The organism is Sphingomonas colocasiae, from assembly GCF_019880585.1.
In the GTDB taxonomy this organism is placed as follows: Bacteria; Pseudomonadota; Alphaproteobacteria; order Sphingomonadales; family Sphingomonadaceae; genus Sphingobium_A; species Sphingobium_A colocasiae.
Genome location: NZ_JAINVV010000003.1, coordinates 59910 through 78295, shown reverse-complemented (window position 1 = coordinate 78295; position 18386 = coordinate 59910). Strand labels below are relative to the sequence as shown.

At 65.5% G+C, this 18386-nt stretch carries 13 protein-coding genes; 7 read left to right on the top strand and 6 right to left on the bottom strand.

The window, feature by feature from the left end; all coding sequences use genetic code 11:
- Positions 1–104 precede the first annotated feature (104 nt).
- The 4 genes from argC to K7G82_RS04085 form a co-directional block, all read right to left on the bottom strand.
- On the bottom strand, positions 105–1046 hold the full coding sequence (gene argC / locus K7G82_RS04100) for an N-acetyl-gamma-glutamyl-phosphate reductase (RefSeq protein WP_222988579.1): 942 nt from the start codon (positions 1044–1046) through the stop codon (positions 105–107).
- Entirely contained in the window at positions 1043–1798 is a 756-nt protein-coding gene (locus K7G82_RS04095; RefSeq protein ID WP_343228525.1) for a C40 family peptidase, read from the bottom strand. The genes argC and K7G82_RS04095 overlap by 4 nt, the downstream gene beginning before the upstream one ends.
- A 52-nt stretch (positions 1799–1850) precedes the next feature.
- Positions 1851–2168, bottom strand: coding sequence for a MarR family transcriptional regulator (locus tag K7G82_RS04090; RefSeq protein ID WP_222988577.1), 318 nt, complete (start codon positions 2166–2168; stop codon positions 1851–1853).
- 172 nt (positions 2169–2340) lie between these two features.
- Complete coding sequence (locus K7G82_RS04085) at positions 2341–3729, bottom strand: leucyl aminopeptidase family protein (RefSeq protein ID WP_222988576.1); 1389 nt, start codon at positions 3727–3729, stop codon at positions 2341–2343.
- A gap of 221 nt (positions 3730–3950) precedes the next feature.
- Here K7G82_RS04085 and K7G82_RS04080 point away from each other — a divergent pair, with 221 nt between their 5' ends.
- Complete coding sequence (locus tag K7G82_RS04080) at positions 3951–5876, top strand: hybrid sensor histidine kinase/response regulator (RefSeq protein WP_222988575.1); 1926 nt, start codon at positions 3951–3953, stop codon at positions 5874–5876.
- A gap of 17 nt (positions 5877–5893) precedes the next feature.
- On the opposite strand, the gene K7G82_RS04075 is transcribed toward K7G82_RS04080, so the two are convergent.
- Positions 5894–6523: a TetR/AcrR family transcriptional regulator gene (locus K7G82_RS04075; protein ID WP_222988574.1), complete on the bottom strand. Its 630-nt coding sequence runs from the start codon at positions 6521–6523 to the stop codon at positions 5894–5896.
- Between the two features lie 113 nt (positions 6524–6636).
- Here K7G82_RS04075 and K7G82_RS04070 point away from each other — a divergent pair, with 113 nt between their 5' ends.
- From K7G82_RS04070 to K7G82_RS04050, 5 genes are all read left to right on the top strand, one after another.
- Positions 6637–7776: an efflux RND transporter periplasmic adaptor subunit gene (locus tag K7G82_RS04070; protein WP_222988573.1), complete on the top strand. Its 1140-nt coding sequence runs from the start codon at positions 6637–6639 to the stop codon at positions 7774–7776.
- Positions 7777–7788: 12 nt separating this feature from the next.
- Positions 7789–10962 (top strand): efflux RND transporter permease subunit, encoded by a 3174-nt coding sequence (locus tag K7G82_RS04065; RefSeq protein WP_222989008.1) that lies wholly within the window; start codon positions 7789–7791, stop codon positions 10960–10962.
- Positions 10955–12361, top strand: coding sequence for an efflux transporter outer membrane subunit (locus K7G82_RS04060; RefSeq protein WP_222988572.1), 1407 nt, complete (start codon positions 10955–10957; stop codon positions 12359–12361). The genes K7G82_RS04065 and K7G82_RS04060 overlap by 8 nt, the downstream gene beginning before the upstream one ends.
- Before the next feature lie 106 nt (positions 12362–12467).
- Complete coding sequence (gene ggt / locus K7G82_RS04055) at positions 12468–14216, top strand: gamma-glutamyltransferase (protein ID WP_222988571.1); 1749 nt, start codon at positions 12468–12470, stop codon at positions 14214–14216.
- Between the two features lie 142 nt (positions 14217–14358).
- On the top strand, positions 14359–15327 hold the full coding sequence (locus K7G82_RS04050) for an alpha/beta hydrolase (protein ID WP_222988570.1): 969 nt from the start codon (positions 14359–14361) through the stop codon (positions 15325–15327).
- 51 nt (positions 15328–15378) lie between these two features.
- Here the strand turns inward: K7G82_RS04050 and K7G82_RS04045 are convergent, their stop codons facing one another.
- A complete protein-coding gene (locus K7G82_RS04045) occupies positions 15379–17013 on the bottom strand; it encodes a Na+/H+ antiporter (RefSeq protein ID WP_222988569.1) in 1635 nt (544 codons plus the stop codon).
- A gap of 152 nt (positions 17014–17165) precedes the next feature.
- Here K7G82_RS04045 and K7G82_RS04040 point away from each other — a divergent pair, with 152 nt between their 5' ends.
- Positions 17166–18386, top strand: a complete 1221-nt coding sequence (locus K7G82_RS04040) for a serine hydrolase domain-containing protein (RefSeq protein ID WP_222988568.1) — start codon at positions 17166–17168, stop codon at positions 18384–18386.

Below are 18386 nucleotides of genomic sequence, written 5' to 3'. Positions count from 1 at the left end.
GGAAGGCTGCGCCTAAACTGTCGTCAACGCAATATCGATCCCGCTAGTGGTCTGAGTGGATCGGACCTCCGTCAGAAGCGGATGCTTTTGTCGGATATGATCCACTAAAGGCGCAGCCCCGCATATTCGTCCAGGCCCACCGCCAGATTGAGATTCTGGACGGCAGCACCCCCCGCACCCTTGCCGAGATTGTCGAGCGCCGCGACGAGGCGGACCTGGCCCGCCGCTTCATTGGCGAAGACGAACAGTTCCAGGCGATCGGTTCCGGCCGTGCGTTCCAGCATCAGCAGCGACGGATCGTCACCCCGGTGCACCGAAACCAGGCGGCTGCCCGCATAGGCTTCCGCCAGCGCATCGCGCAGCGCGGCGGCACTCGGCGCATTCGCCATGGCGCGCAACTGCAACGGAACTTCGACGAGCATGCCGCGATACGTCCGCGCGACCGCCGGCATGAACAGCGGCGGATGGGCAAGGCCGCCCTGAACCTGCATTTCCGCGACATGCTTGTGCCCCAAGCCGAGGGCATAGATGCGGAACGCGGTGTCGGTCGCATCGGGCGCGCCGGCATCTTCGAAGGCGGCGATCATCGACTTGCCGCCACCCGAATAGCCGGACGTGGCGTTCACCGTGAACGGCCAGTCCCCCGGGATCAGGCCGGCACGCACCAGCGGCCGCACCAGCGCCAGGAAGCCGGTGGGATAGCAGCCGGGATTGGAGATGCGCCTGGCGCCCGACAGCTCCGTGCGGCGTTCCGGCTCGATCTCGGCAAAGCCATAGGCCCAGCCATCGGTGGTGCGATGCGCGGTCGAGGCGTCGATGACGCGCACGTCGGGATTCTCGATCAGCGACACCGCCTCGCGCGCCGCATCGTCGGGCAGGCAGAGGATCACCGCGTCTGCTTCGTTGAGCGCGCCGCGCCGGGCGGCCGCATCCTTGCGATCGGCATCGGACAGGACGATGACCGAAAGATCGTCGCGACCCGCCAGCCGTTCGCGGATTTCAAGGCCCGTCGTTCCCGCCGCACCGTCGATGAAGACGCGCGTCATGGCCGCCGCACCTGAGCCGCGGTGGTGCGCGCCTCGACATCCGCAAGCGGTTCGATGGTGACGTTGCCGCTATGCGCGGTCGCGTGGATCATGCGTTCTCCGTCGATCATCATCCCGACATGGCCGGGGAAAAAGGCCAGGTCGCCGCGCCGACGCGCTTCGCCCTCCGCCAATGGGGTTCCAGTCGCCGCCTGAAGGTCGCTGTCTCGCGGCAGAGGGATACCCGCCATGCCATAGGCGATCTGGACAAGCCCGGAGCAATCAATGCCGCGCACCGTGCGTCCGCCGAGAAGATAGGGAGCGCCCAGGAACAGCTCGGCCAAGGATACCGGATCGAAAACCGCGTCCGGGCCGGCAAGATCGTCGAGCGCGACGGCGCCGGCCGCACTGGTCAGAAGGTCGCCGTCGACGATGCCGTCGATCCGCGATCCCATGAAGAGTGTTTCACCGGCATCGGACCGCGCCTCGGGCACGGCGACGCGCCACGATCCTTCAAGGGGAGGCGCAAGCGCATCTTCCGGCACATAGCCGACATAATGGTCTGCCGCGCTATAACCCCATGCCCAGCCGCCGCTGATGTCCAGCACGTCGAATGATTCGCCGAAAATCAGTTCGGATATCTGCGCGCCGTGCTCACTCGCGCGATCGCGAACGGGCACGGACGGAACGGCGCAGCGTCGCGCCATCGGGCAGGCATAATGTGGGGCGAACAGGATACCGGCCAGCGCGATGTCGGCGATATCGCCGCGCACGGCATTGATCCGGCGGTCGAGGACGACGGATGGGCCGGTCAGGCCGAACCTGTCACACGGCTTCGCGTGGGCGCGCTCCGCTTGTGTTGTCGATGAGTTCACCGAAGCCTTCAAGAAATTCTGTCCCTTCACGCGTCTGCGCGACGAAGATGTTGCGGCGGTCCGCGTCATCGCGCTGGCGGCGCAAATAGCCGAGCGACCCCAGTTTATTCAAGGCGCGCGTCACAACGGGTTTCGAGACGTTGAGAATGCGCGCAAGTCCACGCACCGTATGTGGCCCCGGCTTTAGATAGACCACCAGCAAAAGCGCCATTTGTCGATTGGTCAGATCGGGTTCGCCTGAGCGGACATAGTCCGTCAGCGTCCTCATCCAGCTTGTCAGAATTGCTTCGTAAACCACGGAGCTGTCACCTCGCTCTGCCAGTCGCGCCGATCGGAACGGCTACGTCATGGCATAACGCGCTAGTGGCGCTGCGGTTTCAGGCTTGTCGCGCTTTTGTCGCAGGGTATCGCGAATATTGCGGTTTCCGCGGCCCTCGCGATCAGGCGTAGCGCGCCTTCAGCATCGCCCATGCGGCACGCAGCCCAAGCGCATCGCCACCCTTGGGGCGCCCGGGCTTTGTGGCGGGGCGCCAGGCGAAGGTGTCGAAATGCGCCCAGGGCGTTTCCTTCGGCACGAAACGCTCCAGGAACATCGCCGCCGTCACCGATCCCGCGAAGCCGCCATCGGGCGCGTTGTTCAGGTCGGCAATGTCCGATTTCAGCATATCGGCATAGCCGGGCCACAGCGGCAGGCGCCAAAGCGGATCGTCTTCGGCCATACCGGCGGAGAGCAAAGCATCGGCAAGCGTATCGTCATTGGCGAAGAGCGCGGGCAGATCGGGCCCGAGCGCGACGCGCGCGGCGCCCGTCAGCGTCGCGAAATCGACGATCAGGGCAGGGGACTGTTCCGATGCCCGCGCCAGTGCGTCGCCCAGGATCAATCGTCCCTCGGCATCGGTATTGGCGATCTCGACCGACAGGCCCTTGCGGCTGCGCAGCACGTCGCCGGGGCGGAAGGCGTTGCCCGATATCGCGTTCTCCACTGCGGGGATCAGCAGGTGAAGGCGCACGGGCAGGCGCTGTTCCATCACGAGTTGCGCCAGCGCCAGCGCATGCGCCGCGCCGCCCATATCCTTCTTCATCAGCCGCATGCCCGCACTGGGCTTGATATCCAGGCCGCCGCTGTCGAAACACACGCCCTTGCCGACGATCGCGACACGCGGATGCGCGGGATTGCCCCATTCCAGCTCGATCAGGCGGGGTGCGTGCGTCTTGTCCGCTGCCTTGCCGACAGCATGGACCATCGGATAACCGCTCTCGAGATCATGCCCCTTCACGACCGTGATCGTGGCGCCATGCGCCTTGGCCACCCCCTCGGTCGCATGCTGCAATTCGGCCGGCCCCAGGTCGGCGGCGGCGGTATTGACCAGATCGCGGACGAGCGCGGTGGCGGCCGCGATACGGACCGTCTCGGCGATCCGCGCCACGTCGCCGGTCAGCAGCACGCGCGGGCCCGTGTTCTTCTCGTCCTTGCGATAGCGGTCGAAACGGTATTGGCCGGTCAGCCAGCCGAGCATCGCCGGACCGGGCTCGCCATCAGCCAATCGATAATTCCCCTCGGGAAGCGTTTCGGCCAGCCGGGCGAGGCACCAGGGCGAAAGCGCGGCCACGTTCGCGACGATGCCGACCACCGACCAGTCTTCCGGCTTGTCTCCCGGCAGGATCGCACTGGCGAAGCCCGTGGGCTTCAGCCGCTGCGCCTCGATCGCCGCGCGATGGCGCGGTGGCTGCGCCTTCACCCAGTCCTCATAGCCCTTGGCATCGACGAGATGGATGGTGCGGGCGGGCTGCCCCTTGTCCGGCTGGATCAGCTTCGAAAGATCGCTCATGGCATTTCGCTAGCCCTTCAATGGACGGGGCTCAATCGACCTTGTCGACAAATCACCTACGAAACGATCCTGCCGATATCGGGCCGGACCGCGTATCGGGTGGAGATGTCGGAAATTAATCGAGCAGTTTCAATATTTTCGGCTCGTGGATATTGCATGTGGCGTCGAAACCGCCTTAAATCCACACTAGGCCGCGTGGGGGCGACCGAACAAGGGCAGTGATGGCACAGAAGCCGGATAAGGCACCCGAGCTTTCGGAGCAGCGTTTCGCGCTGCTCGTCAACGCCGTCACCGATTATGCGATCTACATGCTCGATCCACAGGGTATCGTCATTTCCTGGAATGCGGGCGCGCGTCGTTTCAAAGGATATGAAGCCGACGAGATTGTCGGCCTGAGCTTTTCCCGATTTTTCACGGCAGAGGATCGCGAAGCCGGCGTTCCGCAGCATGCGCTCGACATCGCGGCATCCGTCGGACGCTTCGAAAGCGAAGGTTGGCGCGTGCGCAAGGATGGAACACGTTTCTGGGCCAGCGCCGTTCTCGACGCCATCCGGGACGATTCGGGGCAATTGCTGGGCTTCGCGAAGATCACCCGCGACGTGACCGAGCGACGGGAGACCGAGCGCGCGCTTTTCGAAAGCGAACGGCAGTTCCGTCGTCTGGTTCAGGGCGTTCGCGACTATGCGATCTACATGCTCGATCCCGACGGGCGGGTGAGCAACTGGAACGCGGGCGCCGAACTGATCAAGGGATATGCGGCGGAGGAGATCGTCGGCGATCATTTCTCCCGCTTCTATACCGTCGAGGACCGGGCCGCGGGCGAGCCGGCACGCGCGCTGGCAACCGCGCTGGACACCGGAAAATACGAAGCGGAGGCATGGCGTGTCCGCAAGGACGGCACGCGTTTCTTCGCCCATGTCGTCATCGATCCCATTCGCGACGAAGCCGGCCGGCATATCGGCTTCGCGAAGATCACGCGCGACATCACCGAGCGACGCCAGGCGCAACAGGCGTTGACCGAAAGCCGGGAAAGCCTGTTCCAGGCGCAGAAGCTTCAGGCGCTCGGCGAGCTGACCGGCGGGATCGCCCATGATTTCAACAATCTGATGACGGTGATCCGGGGATCGGCCGAACTGCTCGCGAACGACGCCCTGCCGGCCGACAAACGCCGCCGTTATGTGGAGGCGATCATCGAAACCGCCGACCGGGCATCGACGTTGACCAGTCATTTGCTGGCCTTCGGTCGACGCCAGGCATTGAGGCCGGAGGTCATCGAACCCAATTTGCGGCTCGACGCCCTGGGTGAGATCCTCTCGCGAACACTCGGCGCATCGATCGACATTCATCTGTCGCTGTCGCCGGGGCTCTGGTCGATCGAGGTCGATTCGGCGCAACTCGAAACCGCGTTGCTCAATGCCGCTTTCAATGCACGCGATGAGATGCCGAAAGGCGGAAGTCTGACGCTGTCGACACGCAATCATATCGACACCGAACTTGGCGAATGCGTCTGCATCGACGTGACGGACACCGGCGACGGCATGGAGAGCGAGATCGCTTCGCGCGCGTTCGAACCCTTCTTCACCACCAAGCCGATCGGCAAGGGCACGGGGCTTGGCCTGTCGCAGATCCACGGTTTTGCGGCGCAATCGGGCGGACGGGCGACGATATCCTCGGCACCGGGGGAGGGGACAAGCGTCAGCCTGATCCTGCCGCGTACCCTTAAGGTTTCGCGTGCGCCGGTGGAGCGAAGCGACGTCGCGCCCACGGCATGCGGCAAAACTGTGCTCCTCGTCGAGGACAATGATCAGGTTCGATCGTTCGCGGAAGCTCTGCTCAAGGAGATCGGCTGCCGCGTCGTCGCGGCCGAATCGGCTGAAGTCGCGCTGCCGTTGTTGCAATCCTCGCCACCGGACCTGTTGTTCTCCGACATCGTCATGCCGGGTCGCAGCGGGATCGCGCTGGCGCGTGCGGCGCGCGAACTATGCCCCGATCTGCCTGTGCTGCTGGCCAGCGGCTACAGCGAGGAGATCATCGGGACGAGCGCGCCCGATTTCGATATGCTCCGCAAGCCTTACAGCTCGCACTCGCTCGCCAACGCTCTATCGAACGCGTTGGCCGGAAGCCTGCAGCGGCAGGACAGGAGCTGAATTCGGGCAGATCGCCGTCAGCGGAAGCGAAAATGACTGAGAAACGGCGCCAGGCGCCAGTCCAGGCCGGCTTCGACCAGCGGCGGCGGGGCGATCGCCGTCATCGCACGGAGCTGCGCGTCGCTGATGATCGTGGCCAGGAAAAGCTCGGCCGCCGCTTCGGGGCGGTCGATATCGGCACGTCCCTCGCGAGTCCACCGCGCGAAGATGTCCGCCATTTCCTGGACGACCGGAACATGGAAATCCTGATGGAAGGCGCGCGCGAATTCCGGATCGCGCATCGATTCGACGATGATGACGCGCATCAGTTCGATCACGCGCTGCTGCATCATATGTTCGTAGAGTTCGTGCGCGTAGCGCATCAGCAGCCCGGCGGTGCTCACCCCGGTATCGGCGGCATCCTCCATCCGGCATAGATCGATGCCGCTCTGGTGCTTCTGCCCTTCGACGACCGCGCGCAGCAGCCCCTGCTTGTTGCCGAACAGTTCATAGACCGTCGCCAGCGATCCGCCCGATCGCTCGATGATCGCGGCCAGGCTGGTCCGTTCATAGCCGCGCTCCAGGAACAGCGATTCGGCCGCCTCGATGATCGCCAGCCGCCGACCTTCGCGGCGGCTGTCGGCGGGCGAGGGCGCGGCAGCGTTCATGAAAATATCTGTTGGATCATGTTCGTCATTGACTGTAATGTACATTACACTAAAGCGCACGTCCATTCTTGTTGCGACGCAGCATCGTGTGGCGCGCTGACAGGGGAAGTATGATGAAGCGTTTTTTCCCGATCCGGATCGTGGCAGGCCTGCTTGCCGCGACAGTTCTCGCGTCTTGCGGACAGGAGGCGCCACCCGCGCCGCCACCGCCGCAGGTGACGACGGTCACGATCCAGCCCCAGTCGGTTCCCAACGTCATCGAGCTTCCCGGCCGTGTCCAGGCCTATCGGACGTCGGAAGTGCGTGCGCGGGTCGACGGCATCGTCCAGGCGCGTCTCTATGAAGAGGGGAGCGACGTCGCCGCCGGCAAGCCGCTCTTCCAGGTCGACCCGCGCGAGCTTCGCGCCGGCCTTAACGCGGTGCAGGCGCAACTCGCCCGCGCGCAGGCGACGGCCGCCAACGCACAGCAGGACGTGCAGCGCTATCAGGGGCTGATCGCGGACCAGGCGATCAGCAAGCAGGAATATGACGCGGCGGTCGCCCGACTGCGCACGGCCCAGGCCGACGTCGCTCAGGCGCGCGCTCAACTCGATTCCGCGAGGCTCAGCCTGGGTTACACAACGGTGACCGCGCCGATCTCCGGCCGCGTCGGCCGCGCCCAGGTGACCGAAGGCGCGTTGGTCAGCGCCGCGGGCGGCACGTTGCTCACGACGATCGAACAGATCGATCGCATCTATGTGAACTTCTCCCAGTCCAGCTCCGATCTTCTCGCGGTGCGCCGCGACATGTCTTCGGGCAAGCTCGCGCTTCCGGCGCTCGGCCGGGTGGAAGTGAAACTGGTGCTGGAGGACGGCAGTGTCTCGCCGCTCGTCGGCCACCTCGATTTCCTCGATCTTTCCATCAACGAACAGACCGGCACCGCCGCGCTCCGCGCCGAATTCGCCAATCCCGGTCAGCTTCTGCTGCCCGGCCAGTTCGTCCGTGCGCGGCTGGAGGCGGGCGTCAGGCCCAACGGCATCATGGTGCCGCAGCGCGCGGTGAAGGTCTCGACCGAGGGGGCGAGCGTGATCGTCGTCGGCGACAAGAATGTCGCGGTTGCGAGACCCGTGAAGCTCGGCGAACTCCAGGGCGACAAATGGGTGATCCGCGAAGGGCTGAAGGCGGGCGATCGCGTCATCGTCGACGGCTTGCAGAAGGTCACGCCGGGCCAGCCGGTCAATCCCGCCGCGCCCGCCAAGCCCGGCAAGCGCTGAGTCGGTTCGATGATGGCGCCCCGCTTCTTCATCGATCGCCCGGTCTTCGCCTGGGTGATCGCACTCGGCATCCTTCTCGCCGGCGTCATTGCGCTGCGCGGCCTGCCGATCGAACAATATCCGACCGTCGCGCCCCCGTCTCTGGCGATCAACGTGACCTATCCGGGCGCCGACGCGGCGACGCTGGAACAGAACGTCACGCAGGTGATCGAGCAGGAACTGAACGGCGTCGAGGGTTTCCTCTACATGGCGTCGACGTCCAATTCGAACGGCACCGCCACGATCACCATCACCTTCGATGCCGGCACCGACATCGATATCGCGCAGATGAACGTGCAGAACCGCCTGCGCCGCGTCGAGCAGCGTCTGCCGGAGGATGTCCGCCGCCAGGGCATCCAGGTGAACGAAGCCAATCCCGGCTTCCTGCTGATCGTCGCCATCACGTCGAAGAGCGGCGGCACGCCGACGCTTGAACTCGGCAATTTCGCGAGCACGCGGATCGTAGACGAGCTTCGCCGCGTCGAGGGCGTCGGCAATATCCAGGCCTTCTCGTCCGAATATGCGATGCGCATCTGGCTCGATCCGGCCAAGCTCGCCACCTATAATCTGTCGGCGGCGGAAGCGCTAGCGGCAGTGCAGGAACAGAATAGCCAGTCGCCCGGCGGCCAGCTCGGCGACCAGCCGATCGCACGCGGGACCGAGATCAACGCGACGATCAAGACGCAGAGCCGCTTCACCACGCCCGAACAGTTCGCGGCGATCATCCTGCGCGCCAATCCGGACGGATCGGCCGTCACCCTGGGGGATGTCGGCCGCGTCGAGCTCGGCGCGCAATCCTATCTGTTCGGCACCGAACTGAACGGCAAGCCGATGGCGGGCCTGGCGGTCCAGCTCACGTCCGGCTCCAACGCGCTGCAGGCGGCCGAAGGCGTCAAGGCGCGCATGGCGGAGCTCGAAAAGGGCTTCCCGCCCGACATCACCTGGTCGGTTCCCTACGACACCACGCCGTTCATCACCATTTCGGTGGAGGAGGTCGTCAAGACGCTGGTCGAGGCGATGGCGCTCGTCTTCCTCGTCATGTTCCTGTTCCTCCAGAATTTCCGGGCGACGATCATCCCGACGGTGGTGGTGCCGATCGCCCTGGCCGGCGCATGCCTTGGCCTCTGGATGTTCGGTTTCTCGATCAATGTGCTGACCCTGTTCGGCATGGTGCTGGCGATCGGCATCCTTGTCGACGACGCGATCGTCGTCATCGAGAATGTCGAACGCATCATGCGCGACGAAGGGCTCTCGCCCTATGACGCGACAGTGAAGGCGATGGGGCAGATCACCTCCGCCATCATCGGCATCACGCTGGTGCTGATCGCGGTGTTCATCCCGATGGCCTTCTTCCCCGGGTCGACAGGCGGCATCTACCGGCAATTCTCGGTCACGCTCGCGATCTCGATCGCATTCTCGGCGCTGCTTGCGCTGACGCTGACGCCCGCCTTGTGCGCGGCGCTGCTGAAGCCGCACGATCCAGACCATGCCGAATCCGCCAACCGGTTCCAGGCGGGGCTGAACCGCTTCTTCGGCCGCTTCAACGACTGGTTCGGCCGCACGACCGATCGCTATCAGGGGCGGGTCGGCAAGATCCTGTCCGCCCCGTTACGCTGGCTGGTCGTGTTCGTGGCGCTTGTCGGCATCACCTTCATCCTGTTCCAGCGCCTGCCCGGCGGCTTCCTGCCGCAGGAGGATCAGGGCTTCGTCATCACCGTGATCCAGGCGCCGCCCGGCGCCACGCGCGAACGCACCGACGTCGCGATCGGCGAGGCGAAGAAGTTCTTCGAAAGCCAGCCGCAGGTGAAGAACATGGTGTTCGTGCGCGGCTTCAGCTTCTTCGGCCAGGGCCAGAGCAATGCGATGGGCTTCATCTCGCTCCATCCATGGGACGAGCGCAAGGGCCAGGAGAACAGCGCCGACACGCTCGCCGGCAAGGCGCTCGGCGCGCTGATGCAGATCAAGGAGGCGATGGTCTTCACGCTCAACCCGCCGTCCATTCCCGAACTGGGTACGGCGAGCGGCTTCACCTTCAAGCTCGAGGATCGTGGCGGCAACGGTGCGGCGGCCTTGCTCCAGGCGCGCAACCAGATGCTGGGCATGGCGTCGCAGAGCCCGGTGCTCGCCGGCGTCAGGCCGGAAGGGCAGGAGGATGCGCCGCAGCTTCGTGTCGATATCGATCGGATCAAGGCACGCGCGCTCGGCCTGTCGGTGGGTGACGTCAACGCGACACTCGCGATCGCCTTCGGCAGTGCCTATGCCAACGACTTCACCCGCGACGGCCGCGTGCTGCGGGTGCTGCTTCAGGCCGATGCGGCCTATCGCATGACGCCGCAGGACGTGCTCGACCTCAAGGCACGCAATGCGCAGGGCGAGATGGTGCCCTTCGGCGCCTTCACCACCGTCGACTGGACCGCAGGGCCGCCACAGCTTCAGCGTTACAACGGCTATCCGGCCATGACGATCTCCGGCACCCCCGCGCCCGGCCGTTCGACCGGCGAGGCGATGGCTGAAATGGAGCGGCTGGCGAGCCAGCTTCCCGCAGGCTTCACGTTCGAATGGACGGGTATTTCCTACGAGGAGCAGCAATCGGCCGGCCAGATCGGGCTGTTGCTCGGGCTCTCGCTGGTCGTCGTCTTCCTGCTGCTCGCGGCGCTTTATGAAAGCTGGTCGGTGCCGATCTCGGTGCTGCTGGTGGTGCCGCTGGGCGTGCTCGGGGCGGTGCTCTTCTCGATGCTGCGCGGGCTCAACGCCGATATCTATTTCAATGTCGGCCTGATCACGATCATCGGCCTGGCCGCCAAGAATGCGATCCTGATCGTCGAATTCGCGATCGAGCAGGAAGCGGAAGGCAAATCGACGCTCGATGCGGTGATGGAGGCGGTGAAGCTTCGCCTGCGGCCGATCATCATGACCTCACTCGCCTTCATCCTCGGCATGGTGCCGCTGGTGATCGCGAGCGGCGCCGGGGCGGCCAGCCGCCGCGCCGTCGGCACCGGCGTGATGGGCGGAATGATCGCCGCGACGATCTTCGGCATCTTCTTCATTCCGCTCTTCTATCTGGCGGTTCGCCGCTGGATCTCGAAGCGCCGTCCCCCGGCGCCTAGCGAAAAAGGGCATCATGAGCCGGAGGCCGGTCATGCGTAAGATAGTTCCCGCCGCCGCTCTGGCGCTTCTGGCCGGCTGCAATCTCGCGCCGCCGCATGAACGGCCGGCATTGCCGACCGCCGGCGAATATCCGGCGGAATCGGCGGGTGGTTTGGCTCCCGGCCAACGCGCGACCGAGATCGGGTGGCGCGCCTTCTTCGCCGATCCGCAGCTTGAGGTACTGATCGGCCAGGCGCTGCAGCGCAATCGCGACCTTGCGGTCGCGGTCGCGCAGATCGAAGAGGCGCGCGGCCAGTATCGCATCCAGCGTGCGGACCAGTTGCCGACGCTCGCCACCACCGGCGATGCCACGCGCAGCCGAACGCCATTGGCCGCGGCCGGTATCCCCGGCGCAACGGGATCGATCACCCAGACCCGCTATTCGGTGGGCGTGGGCGTCACCGGCTTCGAGCTCGATTTCTGGGGACGGGTGCGCAACCTGTCCGAAGCCGCGCGTCGCCAGTATCTGGCGACGGTGGAGGCCGAACGCGCCTTCCGCCTTTCGCTCGTCCGCGATGTCGCCAGCACCTATCTGGCGCTACGCGAGGCCAGCGAACGGATCGCGCTGGCGGAAGCGACCGTGCAGAGCCGCCAGGAAGGACTGCGCATCGCCAAGCGGCGGCTTGATGCGGGTGTGACCTCCGCGCTGGATTATCGCCAGTCGGAAACCCTGCTGACCCAGGCCGAAACCGAACTGGCGGCGCTGCGGCTGACACGGTCGCAAAGCGAGAATTTCCTCGGTGTGCTGACCGGCGGGCCGGTGCCGGCGCCGCTGCCCGAAGCCTTGCCGCTCGCGCAGCAGACGCAATCGCCCGTGCTTGCCGCCGGGCTGCCGTCCGACCTGCTCGTCGCCCGGCCCGATATCGTGGCGGCCGAGGAAAGGCTGCGTGCCGCGCGCGCGAATATCGGCGCGGCTCGTGCCGCCTTCTTCCCGTCGATCTCGCTCACCGGATCGCTGGGCTTCGCCTCGGTCGATCTCGGCAATCTGCTTGGCAGCGATCATCTGAGCTGGAGCTTCGGCCCGTCGATCAAGCTGCCGATCTTCGATTTCGGACGCAACAAGGGCAATCTGACCGTCGCTGAGGCGCGCGAGAATATCGCGATCGCAACCTATGAGCGCACCGTGCAGGGCGCGTTCCGCGAGGTTGCCGACGCCCTGGCCGGCCGCCGCTATCTCGCGGAACAGGTGGCCGCGCAGGAGCGCGGCACCCTTGCCACGCGAAGGATCGCGGATCTGGCGCGCACACGCTACCGGGAGGGGGTTGCCGGTTATCTCGAAGTCCTCGATGCCGAACGCAACCTGTTCGCGGCGGAACAAGCGCTGATGCAGATCCGGCGCGCCCAGGCCGACAATCTGGTCACGCTTTACGTGGCGCTGGGCGGTGGACTGATCGAGTAGCTGATCCGCCATCATCCCGGCCAACGAAGTTTCCAAATGGAAAAATCGATCTTGACGGGGATGTGTGCAGCCCTAGCATCGACCGCGTTCCAGCGGGAGATGCGTGATGAATGACGGCCGGGCGACAGGCAAAAGGTGGCTTGCGAAAGGATTGGCGATCGCGGCGATCGCCGGTTCGTATCCGGCCGCCGCGCAACTTCCGCCTGAACCGGTTGCGGGGCGGCCGGCGCCCAGCCAGCCCGCGCGCGCGCAATCCCGATCGATGGTCGTTTCTCAATATGGCATCGTCGCGACCAGCCAGGTCGCGGCATCGCAGGCGGGCGCGGCGATCCTGGCGAAGGGCGGCAGCGCGGTCGATGCCGCGATCGCCGCAAATGCCGCGCTGGGCGTGATCGAGCCGATGATGAACGGCATCGGCGGAGACCTGTTCGCGATCGTCTATAACGCCAAGACGAAGCAGGTTTATGGATTGAACGCCAGCGGCTGGACGCCGGCCGGCCTCAGCCTTGAGGCGCTGAAGAAGCGCAAGATCGAGAAGCTTCGCGTGATCGATCAGGTGACCGTGCCGGGTACCGTCGCGGGGTGGGATATGATGGTGAAGCGCTGGGGCAAATTGCCGCTCGCGCAAAGCCTCGCCCCCGCGATCGCGCTGGCCGAAGATGGCTTCGGCGTTCCGGAGAACGACGCGCTCAACTGGAAGAACACCGGCATGCCCTTTGCGGGCGACCCCGCTTTCGCCAAAGCGTTTTTGCCCGGCGGGCAGGCGCCGGCGGTGGGCGATCTGGTGCGCAATCCCGATATGGCCGCATCGCTGCGGCGGATCGCGCAGTCCGGCCGCGACGGTTTCTATCGCGGCCCGACCGCCGATGCGATGCTGGCGCTGCAACGCAAACTCGGCGGCTTCATGACGGCGGAGGACCTGACCGCCTTCGAACCCGAATGGGTAACGCCGATCAGCACCGATTATCGCGGCTGGAAAGTCTATGAACTGCCGCCCAACGGCCAGGGTATCGCGGCGCTGTCGATGCTCAACATCATGGAGACCTTCCCGATCGGCGCATGGGGGCATAACAGCCAGCGCGCGCTGCATGCGATGATCGAAGCGAAGAAGCTCGCCTATGCCGATCTCCAGCAGTTCATCGGCGATCCGCGCGCCAGCGCGATCCCGGTCGAGGCGTTGCTCTCCAAGACGCTGGCGAAGCAGCGGGCCGCGACGATCGGCGAACGCGCCCAGTGCAATGTGCTGCCCTCGGACATCAAGGCGGTGCTGGCGAAACAATCGAGCGATACGACCTATCTGACCGTGGTCGACAAGGAGGGCAATCAGGTCTCGCTGATCCAGAGCGTCGCCAGCGCCTTTGGCGGCGGACTGGTTGCCGACGGCACCGGCTTCGCGCTCCACAATCGTGGCAAGAGCTTCGTGCTCGAACCCGGCCGCCCCAATTCGCTGCGCCCGCGCATGCGGCCGCTGCACACCATCATCCCCGCCTATATGGAGAAGGGCGATCGTCACATCGCGTTCGGCATCATGGGTGGCTTCAACCAGGCCCAGGCGCATGCGCAGTTCGTGTCGAACATCGTCGACTTCGGCATGAACATCCAGGGCGCGCTCGACGCCGCGCGCTTCACCAAGCTCGATTTCGACGGCTGCGGACTATGGATGGAGGACGGCGTGCCCGCCGAAACCGTCGCGGCGCTGAACGGGCAGGGGCATCAGATCAAGGTCTGGCCCCGCTATTTCGAAGGCATGGGGCGCGGCAACGCGGTTGAGACGCGCGACGGCAAGGCCGTTCATTACGGCGCGTCCGATCCGCGGACCGACGGTGCGGCGGTACCGGAACAACAGCCCTTCTGAGGTTGGAACATATCCGATGGAAGCGATCGCGCGGCGTGGCAGCACGCCGCGCGATTTCGCTTGCACGCGACACATAGTGATATAATTATGATATCATGATTCTTTGAATGAGCCGGCTCTTGCCGGATTTCGGGAGGGAAGGATGATGTCGATAATTGCACCTCTGGCGATGCTCGCCGCCGCCACGGTCGCGGCGCCGGCCCAGATGACGGTCGGCGAAGGGACGGGGACGCTGCACGGCACCCTGCTGTCGCCCGCCAAGGGGGGAACCGGGGGGCCGGCCGTACTGATCCTGGCGGGATCGGGCCCGACGGACCGGGACGGCAACAGTCCGCTCGGCGTAAGCGCCGCGCCCTACCGATTGCTCGCCGAGGCATTGTCGAGCGCCGGCATTCCCGCGCTGCGCGCCGACAAACGCGGTATCGCCGCCAGCGCGGCCGCGATGACATCGGAGGATGCGCTGCGCGTCCAGACCTATGCCGCCGATGCCCGCTCTTGGGCCAAGGCGTTGCGCGAGCGTACCGGGGCGCGCTGCGTCTGGCTGCTCGGCCATAGCGAAGGCACGCTGCATGCCCTGATCGCCGCGCAGGAAAGCGAAGGCCTTTGCGGCCTGATCCTCGTCTCGCCGGTCGGTCGGCCGCTCGGGGAGATATTGCGCGCGCAGTTCCGTTCGCTTCCGGCATTCGCGCCGATGCTTGATGAAGCGATGCGGATCCTTGCGGAACTGGAAGCAGGGCGGACGGTGCCGGGAGAGGGGATGAACCCCGCGCTCATGTCGATCTTCCGTCCCAGCGTGCAACCCTTTCTGATCTCGATGCTCGCGGCCGATCCACCCGCACTCGCCGCCGCCTATCATGGACCGATCCTGGTGGTGCAGGGCACCACCGATCTCCAGACCGCCGTCGCCGACGCCGAACGGCTCGGTCAGGCGCGCGGCGGCATCAAGGTCGCGCTGATCGAAGGCATGAACCATGTGCTGAAGATCGCGCCCGCCGATCCGGCCACCAACCTTGCCACCTATGCCAATCCGGATCTTCCCCTGGCGCCCGGCCTTGTCGATACGATCGTCGACTTCATCCGGGCGAACCAGGGCGCCGAGAAGGCCCGATAATCCGACAGGCGAGAGCGAGGCAACCCGCTCTCGCCCCTTTGCCGGCGCGGTTCAGCCTGTCGTTGCGTAGCGCGCTTCGACCAGGTCGAGTTCGCGGATCAGCTTGCGGGCGAGTTCGCTGCCGAGTTCCCGCTTGCGGACCATCCTGAAGATCTGCGTCCGTTCCGCCCTGAGCGCCGCAAGGCGCAGGCTCCGTTCGATCTCCTCCGATCGCCGCCCCAGGGCATTGCTTTCGGCATTGCCGGCGCGGCTTTCGATCCGCTGGCGATAGGCGTCCATGAGCCGGGCGGCGGCGGAGACGTAAAGGTCCGCATCGGCCCGCCCTTCAGCCAGGCTGTGCTGGACCTTCTCGATCTCGGCGATCGCCGCTTCGGCCGCCCGGATCCGGGTCGCGTCCTCGATCGCCTGCAGATCGTGCTCGGCGGGCATTTGCAGGCCGTTGAGGAGCCAGGGCAATCCGATACTGGCGACGATCAGCGATGTGATGATGACGCCCATCGCCAGGAAGATCGCGAGATCCCGTGCGGGGAAGGCCGATCCGTCATCCATCGCCAGCGGCAGGGTGAGGACGCCCGCCAGCGTGATCGCGCCGCGCACGCCGGCAAACGACATCGCCGCGACGATCCGCCAGTTCGGCGTCGTGCGCCATTGCCCGGCCCGGAACAGCGTCATCCGGAACGACAGCCAGACCCAGAGGAACCGCAGCCCCGCCAGTCCCAGATTGATCGCGACCACATAGATTGCGAGCCACCAGGGTTCGTGATGCCCGGTCATGCGCACCGTCTCCGCCGAGCTGGCGAGAATCTCGGGCAGTTGTTCGCCCAGCAGCACGAAGATGATCCCGTTCGCGGTGAACTGGATGACATCCCAGACGGTGTTGCGCCTGATCCGCGTCGTGGCTTCCAGCTCGCCGCGCGCCTCGACGAAGCCCATGGTCAGGCCCGCCGAAACCGCCGCGAGAATGCCCGAGCAGTGGAGATGTTCGGCGATGAGATAGGCGCCGAAGGGAATGAGCAGGCTGATCAGGATCTGCGATCCGCCCTCTTCGCCATAGCGGCGCGAAATCCATTGTTTCGTTCGTCCGACGATCCAGGTGACGCCGGCGCCCACGGCGATGCCGCCAAGTGCCACCCAGAGGAAGTTGAGCGCGGCATTCTGCACCGAGAACGCACCGGTCAATGCGGCGGCGATCGCGAAGCGCAGGCAGACCAGGCCGGACGCGTCGTTCAGCAGCGACTCGCCTTCCAGAATGTGCATCATGCGCTTGGGGATCGGCACACGCTGCGCGATCGCCGACACCGCGATGGGATCGGTGGGGGAAACGACCGCGGCCAGCGCGAAAGCGACGGCCAGCGGCATCGCGGGGATCATCCAATGGATGAAGAAACCCATGCCCACGACGGTGAATATGACCAGGCCGAGCGCGAGTTCGACGATGGTCTTGCCATCCTTGAACAACTCCTCGCGCGGGATGCGCCAGCCATCGAGGAACAGCAGCGGCGGCAGGAAAAGCAGGAAGAATATCTCGGGATCCAGCGTCACCCGCCAGTCGGCCGCCATGCCGATGATCGCGCCCAGCGCGATCTGGAACAGGGGGCGCGGCAACGGCAGGGGCACCATGCGCGAGAAGATGCCGCTCAGGATCACGGCGAGCAGCAGCAAAAGGACAATCGTGATGGTTTCCAAAAGTCTTCCTTGCAGTGTGACGGGGGTTCGCCCCGTCCTGACGAACCCGGACTGAAAGACCAAGCCTTTCCTGAGTATCCAGCCTCCATTTTTTTTGATGTACCGACCAACGGATCAGGCACTACGATCGCTGCTGCGAGCAGGGAGGTACAATGGCGGGATTCCCCGAAATGGGTTTCACCCGGCGCGGCATGTTCGCGCTGGGGCCGGTATCGATGGGCCTTGCCGCCGGCGTCGCGCAGGCCGCACCGGATCGTCCGGGATCGTCATGGATTCCGTCCGATGCCTTCCAGCGCGACCTGCCGCGCCTGATGCGCGTCGCGGCGCTGCCCGGATTGGCGATCGCGGTCGTCGATCGGGGGCAGCTTGCCTGGACGCGCGGCTTTGGCGTCAAGAACGCGGTCACCGGAGATCCGGTGAACGACGAGACGCTGTTCGAAGCGGCATCGATGACCAAGCCGGTTTTCGCCTATGTCGCGATGCGGCTGATCGAGGAGGGGCGGCTGGAACTCGATCGGCCGCTCGTCGATTATCGGCGGCCCGACTATCTCTCGGATGATCGGGCATTGTCGCTGATCACCGTACGCGACGTGCTTCGTCACAGCAGCGGCCTGCCCAATTGGGCGACCGGGCGGCTGGCGACGATCGCGAGACCCGGCAGCGCTTATCACTATTCCGGCGAAGCCTATGTGTGGCTGCAACTGATCGTCGAACAGGTATCGGGCATGGGGCTGGACGCGGCCATGCGCGCGAAGCTGTTCGATCCCGCGGGCATGAAGCGCAGCACCTTCGGCTGGACCGAAGCCATCGCGAAGGATGCGGTCTATGGGCATGACGACGAAGCGAGGCTTCCGGCGCAGCCGACGCGTGCGGCGGGCGATCGCCTGTTGCCGATCGCGAAGCGCTGGGGCCGTCCGATCGCGTCATGGACCTATGACGAGTCCGTGCGGGCCATGCGCGAAGCGGATCCCGCGACCCCGCCTTCGCCGCATGGCCTGCTGATCAACGCGGCGGGCGGCCTGCTTACGACCGTATCGGAATATGCGCGGTTCATGGCCTTGATGATGGATGGACGAAGCCGGGCCGGTTGGGAAATTTCGGACGCGAGCCGCCGCGCCATGCTGACGACCGAACTCGAGATCCGTGGCCCCGATTTCACGCGTGGTCTCGGCTGGCAGCTCGAGGCGTCGCCGGGGCGGCGGCTGTTCGAACATAGCGGCAGCAATTACGGGATATTCCGCACGCTCGGCGTCGGCGATGCGGCGTCGGGCCGCGCGATCGTGATCTTCACCAACGGCGCCAACGGCAATCTCCTCGCGCAACGGATCGTGCGAGAGGCGACCGGGCTCGAACTGCTCAAATTTATCGCGTGA

Bases quoted from the DNA above. Each gene is read 5' to 3' on its own strand.
- argC (WP_222988579.1), bottom strand. From the start codon at position 1,046: ATGACGCGCGTCTTCATCGACGGTGCGGCGGGAACGACGGGCCTTGAA.
- K7G82_RS04090 (WP_222988577.1), bottom strand. From the start codon at position 2,168: ATGAGGACGCTGACGGACTATGTCCGCTCAGGCGAACCCGATCTGACC.
- K7G82_RS04085 (WP_222988576.1), bottom strand. From the start codon at position 3,729: ATGAGCGATCTTTCGAAGCTGATCCAGCCGGACAAGGGGCAGCCCGCC.
- K7G82_RS04080 (WP_222988575.1), top strand. From the start codon at position 3,951: ATGGCACAGAAGCCGGATAAGGCACCCGAGCTTTCGGAGCAGCGTTTC.
- K7G82_RS04075 (WP_222988574.1), bottom strand. From the start codon at position 6,523: ATGAACGCTGCCGCGCCCTCGCCCGCCGACAGCCGCCGCGAAGGTCGG.
- K7G82_RS04070 (WP_222988573.1), top strand. From the start codon at position 6,637: ATGAAGCGTTTTTTCCCGATCCGGATCGTGGCAGGCCTGCTTGCCGCG.
- K7G82_RS04065 (WP_222989008.1), top strand. From the start codon at position 7,789: ATGGCGCCCCGCTTCTTCATCGATCGCCCGGTCTTCGCCTGGGTGATC.
- K7G82_RS04060 (WP_222988572.1), top strand. From the start codon at position 10,955: ATGCGTAAGATAGTTCCCGCCGCCGCTCTGGCGCTTCTGGCCGGCTGC.
- ggt (WP_222988571.1), top strand. From the start codon at position 12,468: ATGAATGACGGCCGGGCGACAGGCAAAAGGTGGCTTGCGAAAGGATTG.
- K7G82_RS04050 (WP_222988570.1), top strand. From the start codon at position 14,359: ATGATGTCGATAATTGCACCTCTGGCGATGCTCGCCGCCGCCACGGTC.
- K7G82_RS04040 (WP_222988568.1), top strand. From the start codon at position 17,166: ATGGCGGGATTCCCCGAAATGGGTTTCACCCGGCGCGGCATGTTCGCG.